The organism is Phormidium tenue FACHB-1050, assembly GCF_014696925.1.
GTDB lineage: Bacteria > Cyanobacteriota > Cyanobacteriia > Pseudanabaenales > Pseudanabaenaceae > Pseudanabaena.
The window spans coordinates 1-16,207 of record NZ_JACJQY010000014.1 but is presented as its reverse complement, the minus strand read 5'-3'; the positions used below and the strand labels follow the sequence as shown (position 1 = coordinate 16,207).

The window sequence follows — 16,207 nt, the reverse complement described above, 5'->3', positions numbered from 1 at the left end:
AGGGTTTTATAGCTGCCGTCGATTGTGTTAGGACAAAAGCAAAACCCAAGGAGAGAATGCGGCGCGAAGCGCCGCATTCTCTCCTTGGGTTTCATGTCCTCATACACTTGGCGACAGCTATAAAAACAAACAATGGCTACGCCATTGTTTGTTTCGGTATTACTTACGATTGCTTAAAGGTAAAAAAGCTCTTACTACAGTTAGCTCATAGGGAATACTTTCAATTTCTAACCTACCACCATGCAGCTCAAGCAAACGCTTAGCGATCGCCAATCCCAACCCAGTCCCCTGCTGAATATAAAGTTTTTTCTCAAATTTGATATAGGCCCCAAAATTAGCAATCTGCTCTGGTTCAATCCCCTGACCATGATCAGTTACACTCAAACAAAATTCTTTGTCATCATAACTTCCTGAAACATTTACATCAGTTCCTTCAGGCGAAAACTTGAACCCATTATCAACAATTTCCTTAACGATTACATTTAAGTAGGAGTCTGAGATATGGATACTGGCATCTTTAATATCAACATGCAAATCAGAAATCCGATTATAGTGTTCGGCAATCTTCTTGGCGCAACTAGCAATCTCAATATCAACAAAAGTTGCTTTACTATTGCGGATTTGACTAATCCATTCCGCATTATTTTCCGTTGACTCTAACTCGGCATACATCAGAAATTTTTTGACCATTTCATGCATATCCCGCCCCGCTTTCCGAATCCGCTTACCAATATCTGGTACTTCATGGGCTTGCATCGCATGATAATTTTTGACCAAAATATCTGCTAAACCCATGACTTCGATCGCAGGAAATAACAGCTGATGTGGTAGAGACTTAGAGATATTGCCACGCAAGTTAGCTAACTCTTGTTTGTAATAACCATTAATTATTTCTTGTTTCTTGAACTGAGCATTAATCGCCCCCAATAGCTCATCTCTAGTAAAAGGTTTAGTCAAATAGTCATCTGATCCCAATTCCATGCCCTGACGAAAGTCGTTTTTGTCAGACTTAGCACTAAGAAATATAAAAGGGATTGTCGTTGTTGCAGGGTTATTACGGAGAGCTGCGATAACTCCATATCCATCAATTTCAGGCATCATAATATCGCAAATGATCAAGCTGGGAATATGTTGCTGCGCCATCTCTAAACCATCACGTCCATTATCCGCGCTGATCACCATATACCCTTCGGCTTGCAGCATTCTAGAGGTATTTAGCAAGACGTTTGGATTATCTTCGATGAGGAGAATTTTTTTCATGCTAGATAGCTAATATCTTTAAGCAACATTATACCGATAGAAATCAACAGTAAATCTAAGACATAATACATACAAACTCATGAAAAATATTGAAATTCATAACTGACACCAATAAAATTAATACATTGCACAATCCAAAACATAAGATGCAGTACACAGCGCAAAGCGCTGACTCAAAACCCAGAAACAATTTTAAAAGCAGCGCAAAGCGCTGCTTTTAAAATTGTTTCTGTACTACTTAAAGGTTCAATAAACTATAGCAATGTAAGAGATAGCTCGGACAAAAATCAAAACCCAAAATATGAGTGGCGGCGCGAAGCGCCGCCACTCATATTTTGGGTTTTATGTCCTGAGTAAAACTTACATTGCTATATAAAGTATTACATCTTATATTTTGGATTCTCTATTGTAATAGCAATTCATAAAGTAGAGTAGCTATTTTATGAATTGCTATTACAAGAACGACTTTAGCTATAGCTTTGGCTAGAATTAATTTCTTTAGAATGGGTAAATTATTCATCTGGAAGTCCTTCGCCAGAAATTGGTAAAACTACGGTAAATTTAGTACCAATATCTAACTGACTTTCTACAGATATAGAGCCATCGTGAATATCAATACAGTTTTTAACAATCGATAGTCCTAATCCAGTACCAGGTAATATGCCTACATTTTTACCACGATGGAAGGCCCCAAATAGATGCTCTAAGTCCTCTTCGGGAATGCCAATACCATGATCACTAATGACAAAAACTACCTGATCTTGCTCGACAGTAAGTCGAAAGTCAACGATTTTATTTTGGGGAGAATATTTAATTGCATTTGTGAGGAGATTAGTCAAGATTTGGCGCAATAATTTCTCATCCATTTTCACGATTAAGGTTGGCAGATCATTTTGAAAATGAAGATTTTCAATTGACGTATTACTTGAAGATATATATATAGATGAATTAAGAGTATATTCTTGAGCAAAAGTTCTTTGCATCTGACGTAAAAGTTGACTAATAAAGCTTAAAAGATCAAATTTAGTAAGATTTAGCTTTGCCTTATTAGTATTACTTCGACTGAGAAACAATACATCTTCCATCAGAGCCGTCATATGTTTAACTTCTGATTGTATTTGATGCAGTTGCTCAACCTTTTCTTCTTTTGTCCATTCGTAATATTCCAGCAACTCTGATGCACTTTGAATCGTTGTTAGCGGAGTCCGAAATTCATGGGAGACTACAGATATAAAATCCGTTTTCATTTGACTAAGTTCGCGTTCATGTTTAAGCGATCGCGATAATACCTCAGCCGAAAGTTGTAACTGTTCATTCTGCTCTTGTAGCTTTTTTTGTAATGAACATAGTCGCAAATGTGTTTCGATACGAGCTAACACTTCAATTAACTGAAATGGTTTACTAATATAGTCCACCCCACCCACGGAAAATGCTTCTACTTTCTCGGATGGCTCTTCAATGGAGCTGATAAAAATAATTGGGATATCTTTAGTTATGGGATTAGATTTTAATCTTGTACATACCTCATAGCCATTAATATCAGGCATCCGAATGTCTAGTAAAATGATGTCAGGTAATTGTTCGTTAACTTTATCTAGTGCTTCTAATCCACTAGTAGCTTGGTATACTTTATAACCTTGCCTAATTAACATCAATGATAAAAGTTGAATATTATAAATAGTATCATCAACGATGAGAACAGAAGCATTACGAGCTTGTGGAGAATCTTCAAATTGCTCCATAGATTCAGTTTGATTTAATTCTTGATTTGTCATAATAAATATATTTTTGGTGTGGTCATCATCATGTAGTGATCCTAAATGAGTTAAATGAGTTATTAGTAGATACAATTCATGAATTGCCCCTACTAATATAGATCAAGAAAACATTTGCTTACTTATCATTTAGGATTGCTACAGCGATCGCTGTAAATAGAATTATTCCCCATTTTTGGCGAAAGGATAATCTCGTACTTAATTAGATTGAGATTTGATATATAGCAGTCCTAAATCATTTGTAGATTTTTTGGGGTTTGTGGAAGCACACCCCGAAGGGGTGCGCTTCCACAAACTATTTAGGATTGCTATATAAACTATATAAATAATTTATTGAAATTAAATGTAGGATTGTTTAGCGATCGCATAACCTATGATTTGGGATTCATTGATGCGTTACATTGCACTAACGTATCCTACAAACAATTAAACCTTCCTAAGTAGCTGGACGCAAATAAATATAAAACCACAAAACTTCTAGCGCACGCTGCGCGTGCGCCACAGGTTTTAGCTCTGAGTTTTAATTATGCCTAGCTACTTACTAATAAAATTAATAAGATTAAATAGTTGGTGAGAGTACAAGCCTTTTGGCTTACTCTCACCAACTATTGAGGATAACTATATGCGCTTGTCTATAATTCTGCCTTGTCTTAATGAAATTCGGCATGGGTATTTAGACCGAATTCTCGATAACTTAGTTAACCAATTAGTTCCCCCCAATTGTGAAAAAGAAATTATTGCGGTGGTCAGTGCCAGTGATGATGGGACTGACCTAGTTTTAGAAAATTATGCAGCTCGATCACCTGAAATCCAAGTTGTGCGATCGCTTGCCAAAAATCGCGCCCAAAGACTCAATGATGGAATTGCCGCCAGTACAGGGGATATTATTTTGCTACATCATCCTGCAACACTTTTGCCAGAAGGTAATGCTTTGCAACTAATTGAGCAGAGTTTAGGCTCTGGTGGTGATTGGGGCGCATTTTGTCATAGTTTTGATTTTGCCCATTGGTTATTGGACTTTACGTCTTGGTATTCTAATAATGTACGTGTTAGACAAAAAAGTCTCGTCTATCTCGATCATTGTCCGTTTATTAATCGCCAAGTTTTAGCTGAAATTGGGAATGTCCCTGATCTTGATATTTTTGAGGACACAGTGTTAAGCGATCGCCTCAGCAAATTCTCGAAGCCTGTAATGGCGCAAGGTAAGGTGATTACCTCAGCAAGACGGTTTCACCAAAGGGGAATATATCGTCATGCTATGCTCAATCAGTTGTTAAAAATGTGCTATCACTTCAACATTGATCCAAGTCGGCTCAATCGTTTGTATGAACAAAAGGCTAGTATTAACGTCAAGTATGATGAGCAAGTCAAATAAAACCCGAATATTAAATGAGTGCAAATCACTCATTTAATATTCGGGTTTTGGATTGTTGATTAGCAAAGACTATTTAATGAGGAGTTTTTAAGGGTGATTGGTTCCCATAGTTTCGGCAAAAGTAAATATGACCAATTAAGCAAGACCAAGCGATCGCCAAAGCAAAAGTCTTGGACATCGACCTTATATCGGGGTGGGGATATCTTATTTGCAACTTGGGTTGGGCTGATCTGTGCCGTGCCACCTTGCTATATGCAAACCCATTTTCAAAGCCCTGCCGAAGCAGCCGAACTAAAACTTGCTCAAGCTATAGTGCCGATTGCCCCCAGAGCGGTTAATCCGCTTACCCTTGATATTACTGACGATCTCTTAGAAAGCGATCGCCAAAATCTGTTGCAAGCGATCGATCACAGCATTCAATATATTCGTACTCCATCGGCTGCTAAACGTTATCCTGTGGCTGGAATTAGTCAAGATTTAATGGAGCGCAGTTTGGTGCGATTCCGTCGCCTCGTACAGGTATCTCGCACTGCTAAAGATTTACAGCAAGCCGTAAATCGTGAATTTGATATCTATCAGTCAGTTGGACGCGACGGTAATGGCAGCGTACAGTTTACGGGTTATTACGAAGCAGTTTACAAAGCGAGTCGTATTCGTACTGAGGAGTTTAAATATCCTCTCTATCTTCTGCCATCTGACTTTGCTCAATGGCGATCGCCCCATCCCACCCGCGCCATGCTCGAAGGTAGTAAGCGGTTAGCAGGATTGGAAATAGCATGGTTAAGCGATCGCTTCCAAGCTTTCTTAGTACATGTACAAGGTTCCGCCAGATTTGAACTACCCGATGGCAATCTATTGACCGTAGGCTATGCAGGTAAAACTAATCAGCCCTATCGCTCTGTTGGAGCTGAGCTAGTCCGTGATGGCAAAATGCGTCTTGAAGATGTAACTTTACAAACCTTGATCGAATATTTCCAAAAGAATCCCCAAGATTTAGTCATGTACCTAAATCGTAATCCTAGTTTTGTCTTTTTTCGCGAAACTGGTGGTAAGCCTGCAACTGGCAGTATAGGAGTGCCAGTCAGTGCCGAGCGATCAATTGCCACCGATAAAAAGCTCTTCCCCTCTGGCGGTATTGCACTAATCCGCACCGAAGTTCCCTTTGAAAATCCTACGACAGGTCAACTTGAATTGCGCTCAGTGCAGCGTTTTGTCCTCGATCAAGATACGGGTGGGGCAATTCGTGGAGCGGGTCGTGTAGATATTTTTATGGGTACAGGCGATCGGGCTAAACAAAGGGCTGGACTAATCAAAGGTGACGGCGAGCTGTATTATCTTGTATTAAAAAAATAACTACAGTTGGTACGCTGTGCCAATTGTGATGGATGGAGAATTTTATGCCCCAAGTCAATCCTTTTACAATCAGAATGCAAGTCGCAAAGATGTTTGAGCAAGGTCAATCATTATTTGCAGAACTAAAAGTCCAAGACTGGCTCAAAGAGCGCAATCACAATCCTAGAGATTATATAATTCGTTTCCATCAAAAAATGGCTCCCGTCGGTTCCAATTCATCCGTAATAGTAGAGATAGAACTCACCCGTAAAGATGGGCAGCCAGTTGATGAATGGTTATCACAGGAAATCAGAAGAGGGGCTTAAAAGCACAAAATGGCTAAGCCATTTTGTGCTTTGGTATAGCAAAAAAAAGAGTTAGCTAGTATAGCTGTCGCCATTCTTGTTAGGACATAAAACCCAAATAGTGTGAGGCGGCGCTTCGCGCCGCCTCACACCCTGATACAGGTGGCTATAGCTGAATCGAGTGACGGCGCTTCGCGCCGCCACTCGATCTGTCCTAAGCAAAACTTGCTTTGCTATATAACGCAATCACCGAGCAAACGAACCACAAGAAGTTTTTTGGCGATGCCAAAGAAATTCCGAAATATTTTTTGAATACAAAGATAAAAATAATTTTTGGGAACGTGTTTGCTATGGAGTTGCTTTTTTGTCTGGGAGTTTCACAAATACGCGATCGCCGACTTTTGCACCACTTAAAATTTGAGTCTGATTATCCACCGTTGTCCCAATTGTGACAGGTTGGAATTTGGATTTGCCCTTTTCATCAGCAATTAATAAACCTGTTTGCCCTTCTTCTGTGACGATCGCCACCGTTGGCACAACCAGCGCACTATTAATTCTCTGACCAATAAAGCGCAAATCGGTATTCATCCCCGATTGCAGCTTGTCCTTGCCAGTTTCTAAGGTTACCCGCACTTGGAACGATGTCACATTCTGCTCAATGATCGCTTCAGGCGCAATCAAACGCACTTTGCCCTTAAACACCTCCGACGGAAAAGCATCGGCAATAATTTCTACTTCTTGACCAACCTTAATTTGGGAAATATCCACTTCAGGGACTTTAGCAATGATCTCTAAGCCATTAGCGATCGCCACAATCGAAGTCGATGTTGAAGAATTGGTTGCCGAAGCAGTTGTTGTCGGCGTGACAAAGGCTCCAGCATTGGCATATTTTTGAGTGATGATGCCTGCAAAGGGAGCGCGAATAATCGTATCTTCGATCTGGACTTCGATAATTCTGATACCCGCGATCGCTTGGGCAAGTTGCGCTTCAGCTTGGGCAATATCTTCGACACGGCTACCATTGCGTGTTTCTTCTAATAGACGATTTGCTTCCGCTAGATTGGCTTGAGCCGTTTGCAAGTCCGCCTGAGCGCTGCGATCATCAGTTACAACTTCATCAAAGCGATCGCTAGAAATGGCTCCTTCAGTTTGTAAACCCCGAAAGCGAGATGTTTTCGAGTTAGTTAATGCTAAACGCGATCGGGCAGCATCCAACCGACCACGAGCAGCATCCACCCTCGCCTGAGCCGCCGCAATATCTTCAGGACGACTACCATTGCGTAATCTGGCTAAATTAGCTTCACTTGCTGCCGCACTAGCTTGAGCCTGATAAAGCTGCGGAATCAAGTTCGCATTGTCCATTCTGGCAATGACTTGTCCCTGTTTGACTCGCGCTCCTTGCTCAACTAATAGCTCAACTAGTTTTCCTGCTTGCTTGGGACTGAGGTTGACAGTTTCAATGGGGACAACAGATCCGCTAGCTTTGATTTTGATATCTAAAGATTTAGACTCAACTAATTGAGTTTGGTCATTGATTGATGATCGGTTTTGATTCATGCTAGCCAAAACCCGAAAAGCTGTAAATCCACCGCCTAGCAAAACGACGAGTAAAACTACAACGAACCAAGGCTTTGTCCAAAAACTTTTGGGCTTTTTATTTTCTTGTTTGGGGGAAACAGTAGTTTGCATCGAGATTAAGCCTAAACGAAGCTAACGGCATGAAAAATTATATCTACAGCAGTTACCAATCAAACGAACCCCAAGGAATTTTTTGAAAGTGTTGCCATACAACACTTTCAAAAAATTCCTTGGTTTGGGTTTAAGGGAAGATCGCTATATATAAATAAGTTATGGTATTAGCGTTTATTTGGCATCACCCCTCAGCATCATTGCTAAGGGATTACAGCGCTTTGCGCTGATTTAAAACCCAGAAAGATTTTTGAAAGCGGCGCATCGCGCCGCTTTCAAAAATCTTTCTGTACTCAAAGCGCCAATAGGCTGTAACGCAAGAACCCTCAAAAAACGGTATATTAGCAAAAGCAAGGACTCAAAGAGACGCAAAATATTTGTAAATCCACTCGTAAATTTATATTTGGGGGTTAATAACCTTGTGAGTCAGCCTGTCACAACTTGGGATGAAAAACCACATATCGTACTTCATGGATCTCAAGGTGCGATGCAGATTCCCCTTGTGAATGCATATTCTTGGACGTTAGGGCGCGGCTCAGAAAATGATATCCCCCTATCGGATAAATGTGCATCGCGCAACCACGCCATGTTTCAAATTGTTGGAGAAAGTAGTTATTTTTTGATCGATCTTGGTAGTCGCAATGGTTCATTTGTGAATGGACGACGGGTGACCATTCCCATCAGCTTAAAAAATGGCGATCGCGTCACCCTTGGCGAAACAAATTTAGAATTTTATTGTCCCGAAACAATCACTTCTCCCGATACTAGCAATACTCAAAACGAAGAAAATACCGATGCAGCAGCAACGGCGATGCTGCATAAGCGCCAACTAATTACAGTCTTAGTCGTAGATATTCGGGATTTCACCAAACTGACTCAGCTAATGGATGAGCATATTCTCTCAGAGGCGATCGGCACATGGTTTCGCCGCGCTGGTGAGATCATCGATCGCTATGGTAGTTGGGTAGATAAGTACATTGGTGATGCGGTGATGACGGTCTGGATTCATGAGGCTGGCAAGGGTTCAGATACTGTGGCTACCCAAGATATGCTCAAAGTCTATCGTGCTCTCTATGAGCTGTATGAAATGAGCAATGAACTCAATCAGCAGTTTGAATTACCATTTCAATTGCGTGTAGGTGCGGGGATAAACACTGGCTATGCCATGGTTGGACAAATGGGAACTAGTGAGCATCCAGACTATACGGCTCTTGGCGATACAGTGAATGCAGCCTTTCGGTTGGAGTCCTCAACTAAGCAGTTGGGATTGGATGTGGCGATCGGTTCTGCAACTTACAGCCATACGCCCTATGCTGCGGTATTACTACCACTCAAGCAGTATTCTGTGGAGCTTAAAGGCTATACGACTCCTACCATCACCTATGCTGGCACTTTTAACGAATTAGGAACATATATCCAGAAGCTAGACGCAGATTAAAACTGTCAAAGAAAGCCCTCCTTTGGAGGGCTTTCTTTGGTGATCCTATGACGACTATTCACTGATGTTACGTAAGTTGATGAATCTCTTGCTGCTAGCGTGACAGGGCAACCACGGGGGGATTGCCCCTACCCCAAAATTTAGAATTACCGTAGGGGCTGCGCCCCCGTGCCAGCCAGCCCTAGACTTATGCGATCACAGGAATTCTATCCACGTAACAATAGTATTCAAATTAATGTAGGGGCTTGGTCTCCAAGCCCTCTTCCTCTTTCAAATAAGATTAAACAAAGTAATGGCAGCGCGAAGCGCCGCCATTACTTTGTTTAATCTTTGAAACTATTAGAGGCTAAATCTAGAGTCACTTGGCGAAGTTGTAAATAATCCATAGGATCGACGGCAGTTCTGCCATCAGGTTGAATTTCAAAGTGCAGATGTGGCCCCGTGCTGCGTCCAGTTGAGCCAACTTCCGCGATCGCCTGTCCCTTGTTCACAACTTGCCCCTTTGATACAAACACCCTGTTGGTATGGGCATAAAGCGTCAACTCCCCATTCCCATGACGCAACTCGACAACATTGCCATAACCATCATCCGTCCATCCCGAATAAGTAACTACACCATCAGCCGCCGCAAAAATTGGTGTACCAGTGGGAGCCGCAAAATCAACGCCTTTATGCAATTTTCTCTGACCTGTGATCGGATGCACACGCCAGCCGAAACCAGAACTGATCGCCGATCCTGTAACAGGGAGTGAAAAATTAGAAACACTATTAAGGTCGATCGCCGCAATATTTTGGGGAAGCTGCATCGTCCATCGCCCTGGTTGTCTGGATTTAAGGCGTAAATCTTGAGGATTGAGAGTGACTTCGGGCGAAAGCTCTACAACCATTCTGGTGGTATTGGCATCAACCTGTCCGACGCGCACCGCTTGCACTCCGCGTCCGACGCGCCGCCTTACGGTTGGGCCCTGATAGACAATCCCTGGTAAGTCAATCACGATGCGTGTGGGATTACTAATCACAGTTCCCTTAGGCTCAATGTCGTTTTGGAGCGAAAACTCGATCTTGCTATCGGTCAAATCATAGACGAAGGTTTCGAGGCGATTTGCTTGTGCTATGGGTGTCGCGATCGCGAAACTACCAGCTAAGCCACATAGGGTCAGTGATAGCAGACGTATATTCAGGGATTTGGATTTATTAGCTAATTTACGATTAGCCAATAAATTAAATGACTGGTGGGAGCGAGACATAAAGTTTTGCATGGGAACGTTGCGCTGTAGGACGGTTGAGAGCAAGCTACAAGCCATACAAAAATGTACAAAAAGCCCTGTAATTCGACTTGTAGAAGGCTAGGGATAATGCTCTGAAAATTTGCGTAACGAGAACGAGTGAGATTCTACATCAATTTTGATGAAATATGACAACTCGCGATTATTAGTCAGATAAAAAGTTGTTTTTGCAGACAAGTACTTGTCTGCAAAAACAACTTTTTATAGCAGATGTCGAACAAGAGAACCAGTTTTTGACGGCGCGGCGAAGCCGCGCCGTCAAAAACATCTAAACAATGAAGATCTAAGCGGTATATTTGTTGCAACTTCAAAAAAATCTGCTTGAACCTAAGCTGTTAAATTATGAGCTTTGCCTCAAAACTCAGGGCTGCGATCGCTACTAATCAGAGCATTTTATGTTTGGGACTTGACCCCAATCCTGAAGTAATGCCTGACAAGTACAAGACAAGATATGACTCGGAAATGAAGTCTGGAGCCTATCCCGATCATGCAGTTACCTATCTCTGGGAATGGATGAACTTTATCATTCAGTCCACGGCTGATCTGGTCTGTGCCTATAAACCGACCTTAGGATTTTATACAGCGTTAGGGGCAGGCGGATTAGAGCTATTAGCCAAGACATTAGCAGTGATTCCGCCAGAGATTCCGATTATTCTGGATGCTAAACATACGGATCTCAATAGCAGCACGGTGATGGCGAAGACTGCCTTTGAGCAGTGGGGTGTGGATGCGATTACCTTAAGTCCCTATGTGGGGCAAGATTTGGCAGCGCGATTTTTGATGTATCCCGATAAAGCAATTTTTGTAAGTTGCTATTCATCGAATACAACTGCCCAAGATTTTCAAGAATATCCCAATCGAGAGCAGCCTTTATATCTAAATGTGGTGCAAAATTGCCAAGCTTGGGCAGGAATGGATAATTTAGCCCTAGAGATTGGGGCGGCAAATCCTGAAGCTTTGGCAAAGGTGCGATCGCTGGCTCCTGAGCGCTTAATCTTGGCGAGAAGTATCTGGGCAAATAGTCAAGGTAGTGGTCAGAGAATCGAAAACCTATCGGCAATTCTCAATGCTGGGCTAGATGCTAATGGGGATGGCTTAATTTTGCCTGTCAATCAAGATGCGCTGGCAATTGGTGAACCTGCCCAATTAGTGCGATCGCTACGGGATGAGATCAATCAAGCGATCGCTTTGACTACGCATCAACGTCCTACCTGCGATCTATGGATGCCCAATGTTTGTTTGCTCGATCAAGCTGGACATCCCCATGCCAATCTGATCTTGCAGTTGTTTGATATTGGCTGCATTACCTTTGAAGAAACCGTGCAAGCCTCTGGTCAAGTTTTCCCCTATTACATCGATTTACGGCGAATTATTTCCAATCCTCAAGTATTTGATGCAGTAATTGGCACTTATGCGGAGATCTTGCAAGCTCTGAAATTCGATCGCATTGCAGGGATTCCCTACGGCTCATTACCCACAGCTTCAGGGCTAGCATTACGTTTAAATTTCCCATTGATTTTCCCACGCAAGGAGGTGAAAGCCTATGGAGCCAGACGCTTGATTGAGGGAAATTATGAAGCAGGTGAAACTATAGTCGTGGTTGATGATATTTTGATTTCGGGTAAGAGTGCGATCGAAGGGGCGCAGAAAATTGAAAGCTGCGGCTTAAAGGTGCGTGATATCGTCGTATTCATCGATCATGAGTCGGGAGTATGCGATCGCATTCAAAAAAGTGGATATTCACCCCACGCGGTGTTAAAAATCTCTGAAATAAATGAGACACTATACCAATCTGGGCGTATAACTGAGAAACAATTTCTTGCTTTATCGCATTCTTAAAGCGCTTTGCGCTCAAGCCAAAACCAATAGATTTTTTGAAAGTGTTGCTAAGCAACACTTTCAAAAAATCTATTGTGTTTTGGTGGAAATAACACGAGTAAAAATTTGTTTGCGACAAAATTTTTACTCGCAATCTCGTCCTTACAGGTTATTGATTAGAGTTACGCATGTTCAAAAGAATTAGTCTATTACTTGTTTCTGGGGCTATTGCCACGCTTGTGCCGATCGCCAATCCTGCACTTGCTGCTCAATCCTCTAAGCCCGCACCCGCCGAATTGGAAAATATCGTATTTGCGCTGGACAAGGCAGCCAGTAAGCAAGATATTGAAACGGTGATGAAATATTATGCTCCGACTTTTAATCATTCCGATGGGCTAACCCGCGATCGCTACAAGCAGACATTAAGCGAACTGTGGCAACGGTACAAAAACATTACCTATCGCACTGAAATCTCCAAATGGGAAAAAAAAGGAGACTTGATTACTGCGGAAACAGTAACGATGGTGCAAGGAATGCGTGGGGCTGAGAACGATAACTTCAAGTTAGATGCTAAATTGATTTCGACGCAGACCTATAAAAATATCAATGGACAGCTTCAGGTTGTATCACAGCAAGTTTTAGCAGAGCAGTCTTCATTGAGTACGGGTGATGCGCCACCACCCGTTAAGTTGAAAGTGCCTGAACTGATCGGTGTAGGTCGTCAGTACGTCCTTGATGCGATCGTCACCGAGCCATTGGGTACAAGTTTATTGTTAGGGGCGGCGATCGAAGAACCTGTCGAAGCGAAGAATTATCTAAATGAAAACATGATCAACCTGCGTCCTTTGCGTGCAGGTGGGTTATTCAAAATTGGTCAGGCTCCTTTTTCCTCAGGTGATCGCTGGATCTCTGTAGTGTTGGTACGCGAGTCGGGCATTACGATCGCTAGCCAGCGCTTACGTGTTAGCAAAGATTTCACAGGCAATCAATATACTCCTCTACCTGAGCCAGACACGACTCCTAGCCGTGTCCGTCCACGCCCTAACAACGATCAAACTCTCTAAATTTAAAATAAAAGACGGTGCGAAGCGCCGCCTTTTATTTTAGAAACTATTTAAGAATTGTCTAGATCCCCCCAGCCCCCCTTAAAAAGGCAGGGCTATTTCAAGAAAGGTTAGGAGCAAACAGAAAAAGGTTAGTGACAGACTTAGAGGTATTTTTATAATAATTTAATCTAATCAAGTCAAATAAGCCAAAAAATGAGTAATAGTCTAGTTGATTATCTCAAAGAGATACCAGATCCCCGCAAGGCAAAAGGAAAGCGAGATGAAATATGGCAAATCCTGCTGATAGTGATCATGGCAATCATGAGTGGACATCAGAGTATTCAAGGATGGGGAAGATTTGCCGAAAGACATCGACGTGACCTAATTCAAAGACTAGCCCTCAAACAAAAAACAGTACCATCCTACTCAACCATGAGACGAGTAATGATGGAAATAGACTATGAGTATCTCAATGGTGCATTTATTATGAGTATCTCAATGGTGCATTTAACAAATGGGCGCAAAAGCAAGCTATAGCCACAGGAGCAGCTATAGCAGGAGATGGCAAAAGTCTGCGAAATACAGTCAGTAATTGCGATAACAGCCAACAGAACTTTATTAGTATGGTGTCCCTATTTTCACAACAACAGGGAACAGTGATCGCCACAGGGGTGATGGAAAACAAAAAAGAGAGTGAGATTAGCGTCATTCAACAGTTGCTATCACAGCTTAAGTTAGAAAATCATGTATTTACGATGGATGCTTTACACTGTCAAAAAAAACAGTCGAAGCAATTGTTGCTAGCAAAAATGACTACATAATCAAAGTCAAGAAAAATCAACCAAAACTACAAGCAGCGATTCAATTGCATACTGAGCAAGCACAACCATACCAAGTTAAGGTCGAATACGACTTATCCAGAGGGCGAAAAGTTAAGAGATTGGTGGAGGTATTTACACCACCGCCAACTATCGACCCAAGTTGGCAAAAAGTGCTTTCGGTGATTAGAGTTACTCGTTCAGGAGTTAGAGATGGTATTGCCTTCAGCACTCTAAGCTACTACATCAGTTCTCTTTCTCCTACTTCAACTAGGATTGCCAAAGTGATTCGTCAGCATTGGCATATTGAAAATCGCCTGCATTGGGTAAAAGATGTCATTTTCAATGAAGATGAGAGTAAGCAAAGAGCAGGTAAAACACCGATTAATCTATCGATTATTAGGACTTGGGTGCTTTCTATATTTAGAAATAATGGCTTTGAATCAATTAAAGGTGCTATTGACTATTTTGCACATAATTTACCTGCTATCTTGTCTTTACTTTCTTAAAATCTCTCTAGCTCTTTCTTGAAATAGCCCTGCCTTAAAAAGCCTACCGTGTACACACAAGTCACCAAGAACTCAAGTTCTTGGCTAAAAGCTAAAGTCATCTAAAGATGACTGAAAATGACTGAACAAAATCAACCCGTTTTAACGGGTTTTAGCTCTTAGCCTGCACTTGAGTGCAAGGCGTTCTCGATGTGTGCAGACAAAATCTAGACTTGTGTGTATACGGTAGCTTAAAAAGCAGGGTGGTTTCAAATTCGGAAAGGGATAGTGAGTAGGGATTACAGAAAAACAAAAAGCCAAAATAGTAAAAAATGGTCTGGAAAGAGCTAAGCAAAAAGCAAAACCAGACCATGAACTTTATAGAACAATTAAAGCAGATCCCAGACCATCGGAAAAGCAACGGTAAGCGTCATCCACTGTGGCTAGTCATGTGCTTAACCTTGCTGGGAGTATTGTGTAATTATCACGGATATCGACCATTAGCAGATTTCTGTGAGAAACATTGGCTAACTCTACAAACAATGCTGGAGCTAGCACCAGAGAGGCGAATCCCATCATATTCCACCTTTCGTCGTGTAATTCAAGGAGTAGAAATTGAGCCAATAGTTAAACTATTTAACGAGTGGTGTCGCAATAGCCATACAGGCGAATCAGGGCTATGGCTGTCGATAGATGGTAAAAGCATCAAATGTACTGTCTCCAATCAGAGCGATTCTCGGCAAAACTTTACCAGTACCGTATCAGCTTTTACCCACGAAACGGGAGAAGTAATAGCCCTTTCTATATCCGAAAACAAACAAATTAGTGAAATTGAAGTAGTTAAACAAGTAATTACCTCTTTACAAGGGCAGAAAGCCTCTTTCACTATGGATGCCTTACATTGTCAAAAAGATACGGTTAAATTAATTGCTGAGCAGGGACAGCATTATTTGATTGCCCTCAAAAATAATCAGCCGAATCTGCTCAAGGCTTTGGATAACTTACATCAAACAACGGAAGCACTTAGTTATGCTGAAGAGTTTGACAAATCTCACGGTCGTCAAGTGCGTCGTCGCGTTTGGGTCTATCCTGCCCCCTTTGATTTATGTCGAACGTGAGGGCTGGCGTGATGACAAGCCTTTTTTTGAGTCTCTTGGTTATATCTCTGATTTGCCTCTCAATGCATCCCAGTTTCTTGATCCGATTCGCCTACATTGGGGTATTGAAAATCGATTGCATTGGGTGCGGGATGTCCTTTTTCAAGAGGATACGGGCTTACGTCGTGGTGGTAATGCTCCTACTATTTGGGCAATTATTCACTGTTTTATCATGACCACTGTTCGTCGCCTTGGTTATCGCACTATTCCTCAGGGGCAACGTGTTCTCGCGAATCAAGTTCATCAAGTTTTTGATATTCTCTCCTGCTCTTATTCTTACTGATTTCCTCCTTCTAAATTTTCTGCTTCTCCCTCTCTGCTGGAGTCTAGACTAAGTTGATTAAAAAAATCAAAAAAAGAGCAGGAAAAAGTAACCCAGAGAATGGATAACTGAGCAAATCCAAGAGAATGAAAAGGAGA

The 16,207-nt window shown here is 41.8% G+C and carries 13 protein-coding genes and 1 pseudogene; 10 read left to right on the top strand and 4 right to left on the bottom strand.

Going from position 1 to position 16,207, the window contains the following annotated elements:
- Nucleotides 1-159: 159 nt before the first annotated feature.
- Both H6G05_RS10630 and H6G05_RS10625 read right to left on the bottom strand, forming a co-directional pair.
- On the bottom strand, nucleotides 160-1,260 hold the full coding sequence (locus tag H6G05_RS10630) for a hybrid sensor histidine kinase/response regulator (protein ID WP_190578150.1): 1,101 nt from the start codon (nucleotides 1,258-1,260) through the stop codon (nucleotides 160-162).
- A gap of 512 nt (nucleotides 1,261-1,772) precedes the next feature.
- The gene (locus H6G05_RS10625) at nucleotides 1,773-3,035 is read right to left on the bottom strand and encodes a hybrid sensor histidine kinase/response regulator (RefSeq protein ID WP_190578149.1); all 1,263 of its coding nucleotides are present in this window, start codon (nucleotides 3,033-3,035) and stop codon (nucleotides 1,773-1,775) included.
- 622 nt (nucleotides 3,036-3,657) lie between these two features.
- Between H6G05_RS10625 and H6G05_RS10620 the strand changes: the two genes are divergently transcribed.
- The 3 genes from H6G05_RS10620 (at nucleotide 3,658) to H6G05_RS10610 (ending at nucleotide 6,068) form a co-directional block, all read left to right on the top strand.
- Nucleotides 3,658-4,410: a glycosyltransferase gene (locus H6G05_RS10620; protein WP_190578148.1), complete on the top strand. Its 753-nt coding sequence runs from the start codon at nucleotides 3,658-3,660 to the stop codon at nucleotides 4,408-4,410.
- Nucleotides 4,411-4,503: 93 nt separating this feature from the next.
- Nucleotides 4,504-5,763, top strand: a complete 1,260-nt coding sequence (gene mltA, locus H6G05_RS10615; RefSeq protein ID WP_322096349.1) for a murein transglycosylase A — start codon at nucleotides 4,504-4,506, stop codon at nucleotides 5,761-5,763.
- A gap of 44 nt (nucleotides 5,764-5,807) precedes the next feature.
- Nucleotides 5,808-6,068 (top strand): hypothetical protein, encoded by a 261-nt coding sequence (locus H6G05_RS10610; protein WP_190578147.1) that lies wholly within the window; start codon nucleotides 5,808-5,810, stop codon nucleotides 6,066-6,068.
- A 327-nt stretch (nucleotides 6,069-6,395) separates the two neighbouring features.
- Here the strand turns inward: H6G05_RS10610 and H6G05_RS10605 are convergent, their stop codons facing one another.
- Nucleotides 6,396-7,736 carry an efflux RND transporter periplasmic adaptor subunit gene (locus H6G05_RS10605; RefSeq protein WP_190578146.1) on the bottom strand — a complete coding sequence of 447 codons (1,341 nt, stop codon included), beginning with the start codon at nucleotides 7,734-7,736 and terminating at the stop codon, nucleotides 6,396-6,398.
- A gap of 421 nt (nucleotides 7,737-8,157) precedes the next feature.
- Here H6G05_RS10605 and H6G05_RS10600 point away from each other — a divergent pair, with 421 nt between their 5' ends.
- Nucleotides 8,158-9,174 carry an FHA domain-containing protein gene (locus H6G05_RS10600; protein WP_190578145.1) on the top strand — a complete coding sequence of 339 codons (1,017 nt, stop codon included), beginning with the start codon at nucleotides 8,158-8,160 and terminating at the stop codon, nucleotides 9,172-9,174.
- Nucleotides 9,175-9,497: 323 nt separating this feature from the next.
- Here H6G05_RS10600 and H6G05_RS10595 read toward each other — a convergent pair whose 3' ends face one another.
- Complete coding sequence (locus H6G05_RS10595; protein WP_190578144.1) at nucleotides 9,498-10,421, bottom strand: peptidoglycan DD-metalloendopeptidase family protein; 924 nt, start codon at nucleotides 10,419-10,421, stop codon at nucleotides 9,498-9,500.
- 381 nt (nucleotides 10,422-10,802) lie between these two features.
- On the opposite strand from H6G05_RS10595, the gene H6G05_RS10590 reads away from it, so the two are divergent.
- The 6 genes and pseudogenes from H6G05_RS10590 to H6G05_RS10560 all read left to right on the top strand — a co-directional run bounded on the left by H6G05_RS10590 (nucleotide 10,803) and on the right by H6G05_RS10560 (nucleotide 16,070).
- Complete coding sequence (locus tag H6G05_RS10590; RefSeq protein ID WP_190578143.1) at nucleotides 10,803-12,299, top strand: bifunctional orotidine-5'-phosphate decarboxylase/orotate phosphoribosyltransferase; 1,497 nt, start codon at nucleotides 10,803-10,805, stop codon at nucleotides 12,297-12,299.
- 167 nt (nucleotides 12,300-12,466) lie between these two features.
- On the top strand, nucleotides 12,467-13,342 hold the full coding sequence (locus H6G05_RS10585) for a Cif family virulence factor (protein ID WP_190578142.1): 876 nt from the start codon (nucleotides 12,467-12,469) through the stop codon (nucleotides 13,340-13,342).
- Nucleotides 13,343-13,537: 195 nt separating this feature from the next.
- Nucleotides 13,538-13,861 (top strand): transposase family protein, encoded by a 324-nt coding sequence (locus H6G05_RS10580; protein WP_190578141.1) that lies wholly within the window; start codon nucleotides 13,538-13,540, stop codon nucleotides 13,859-13,861.
- A pseudogene (locus tag H6G05_RS10570) lies at nucleotides 13,804-14,651 on the top strand (ISAs1 family transposase). The gene H6G05_RS10580 and the pseudogene H6G05_RS10570 overlap by 58 nt, the downstream one beginning before the upstream one ends.
- 350 nt (nucleotides 14,652-15,001) lie before the next feature.
- Nucleotides 15,002-15,748 carry an ISAs1 family transposase gene (locus H6G05_RS10565; RefSeq protein ID WP_190578140.1) on the top strand — a complete coding sequence of 249 codons (747 nt, stop codon included), beginning with the start codon at nucleotides 15,002-15,004 and terminating at the stop codon, nucleotides 15,746-15,748.
- Nucleotides 15,729-16,070: a transposase gene (locus H6G05_RS10560; protein ID WP_190578139.1), complete on the top strand. Its 342-nt coding sequence runs from the start codon at nucleotides 15,729-15,731 to the stop codon at nucleotides 16,068-16,070. Before H6G05_RS10565 ends, H6G05_RS10560 begins: the two co-directional genes overlap by 20 nt.
- Nucleotides 16,071-16,207: the final 137 nt, after the last annotated feature.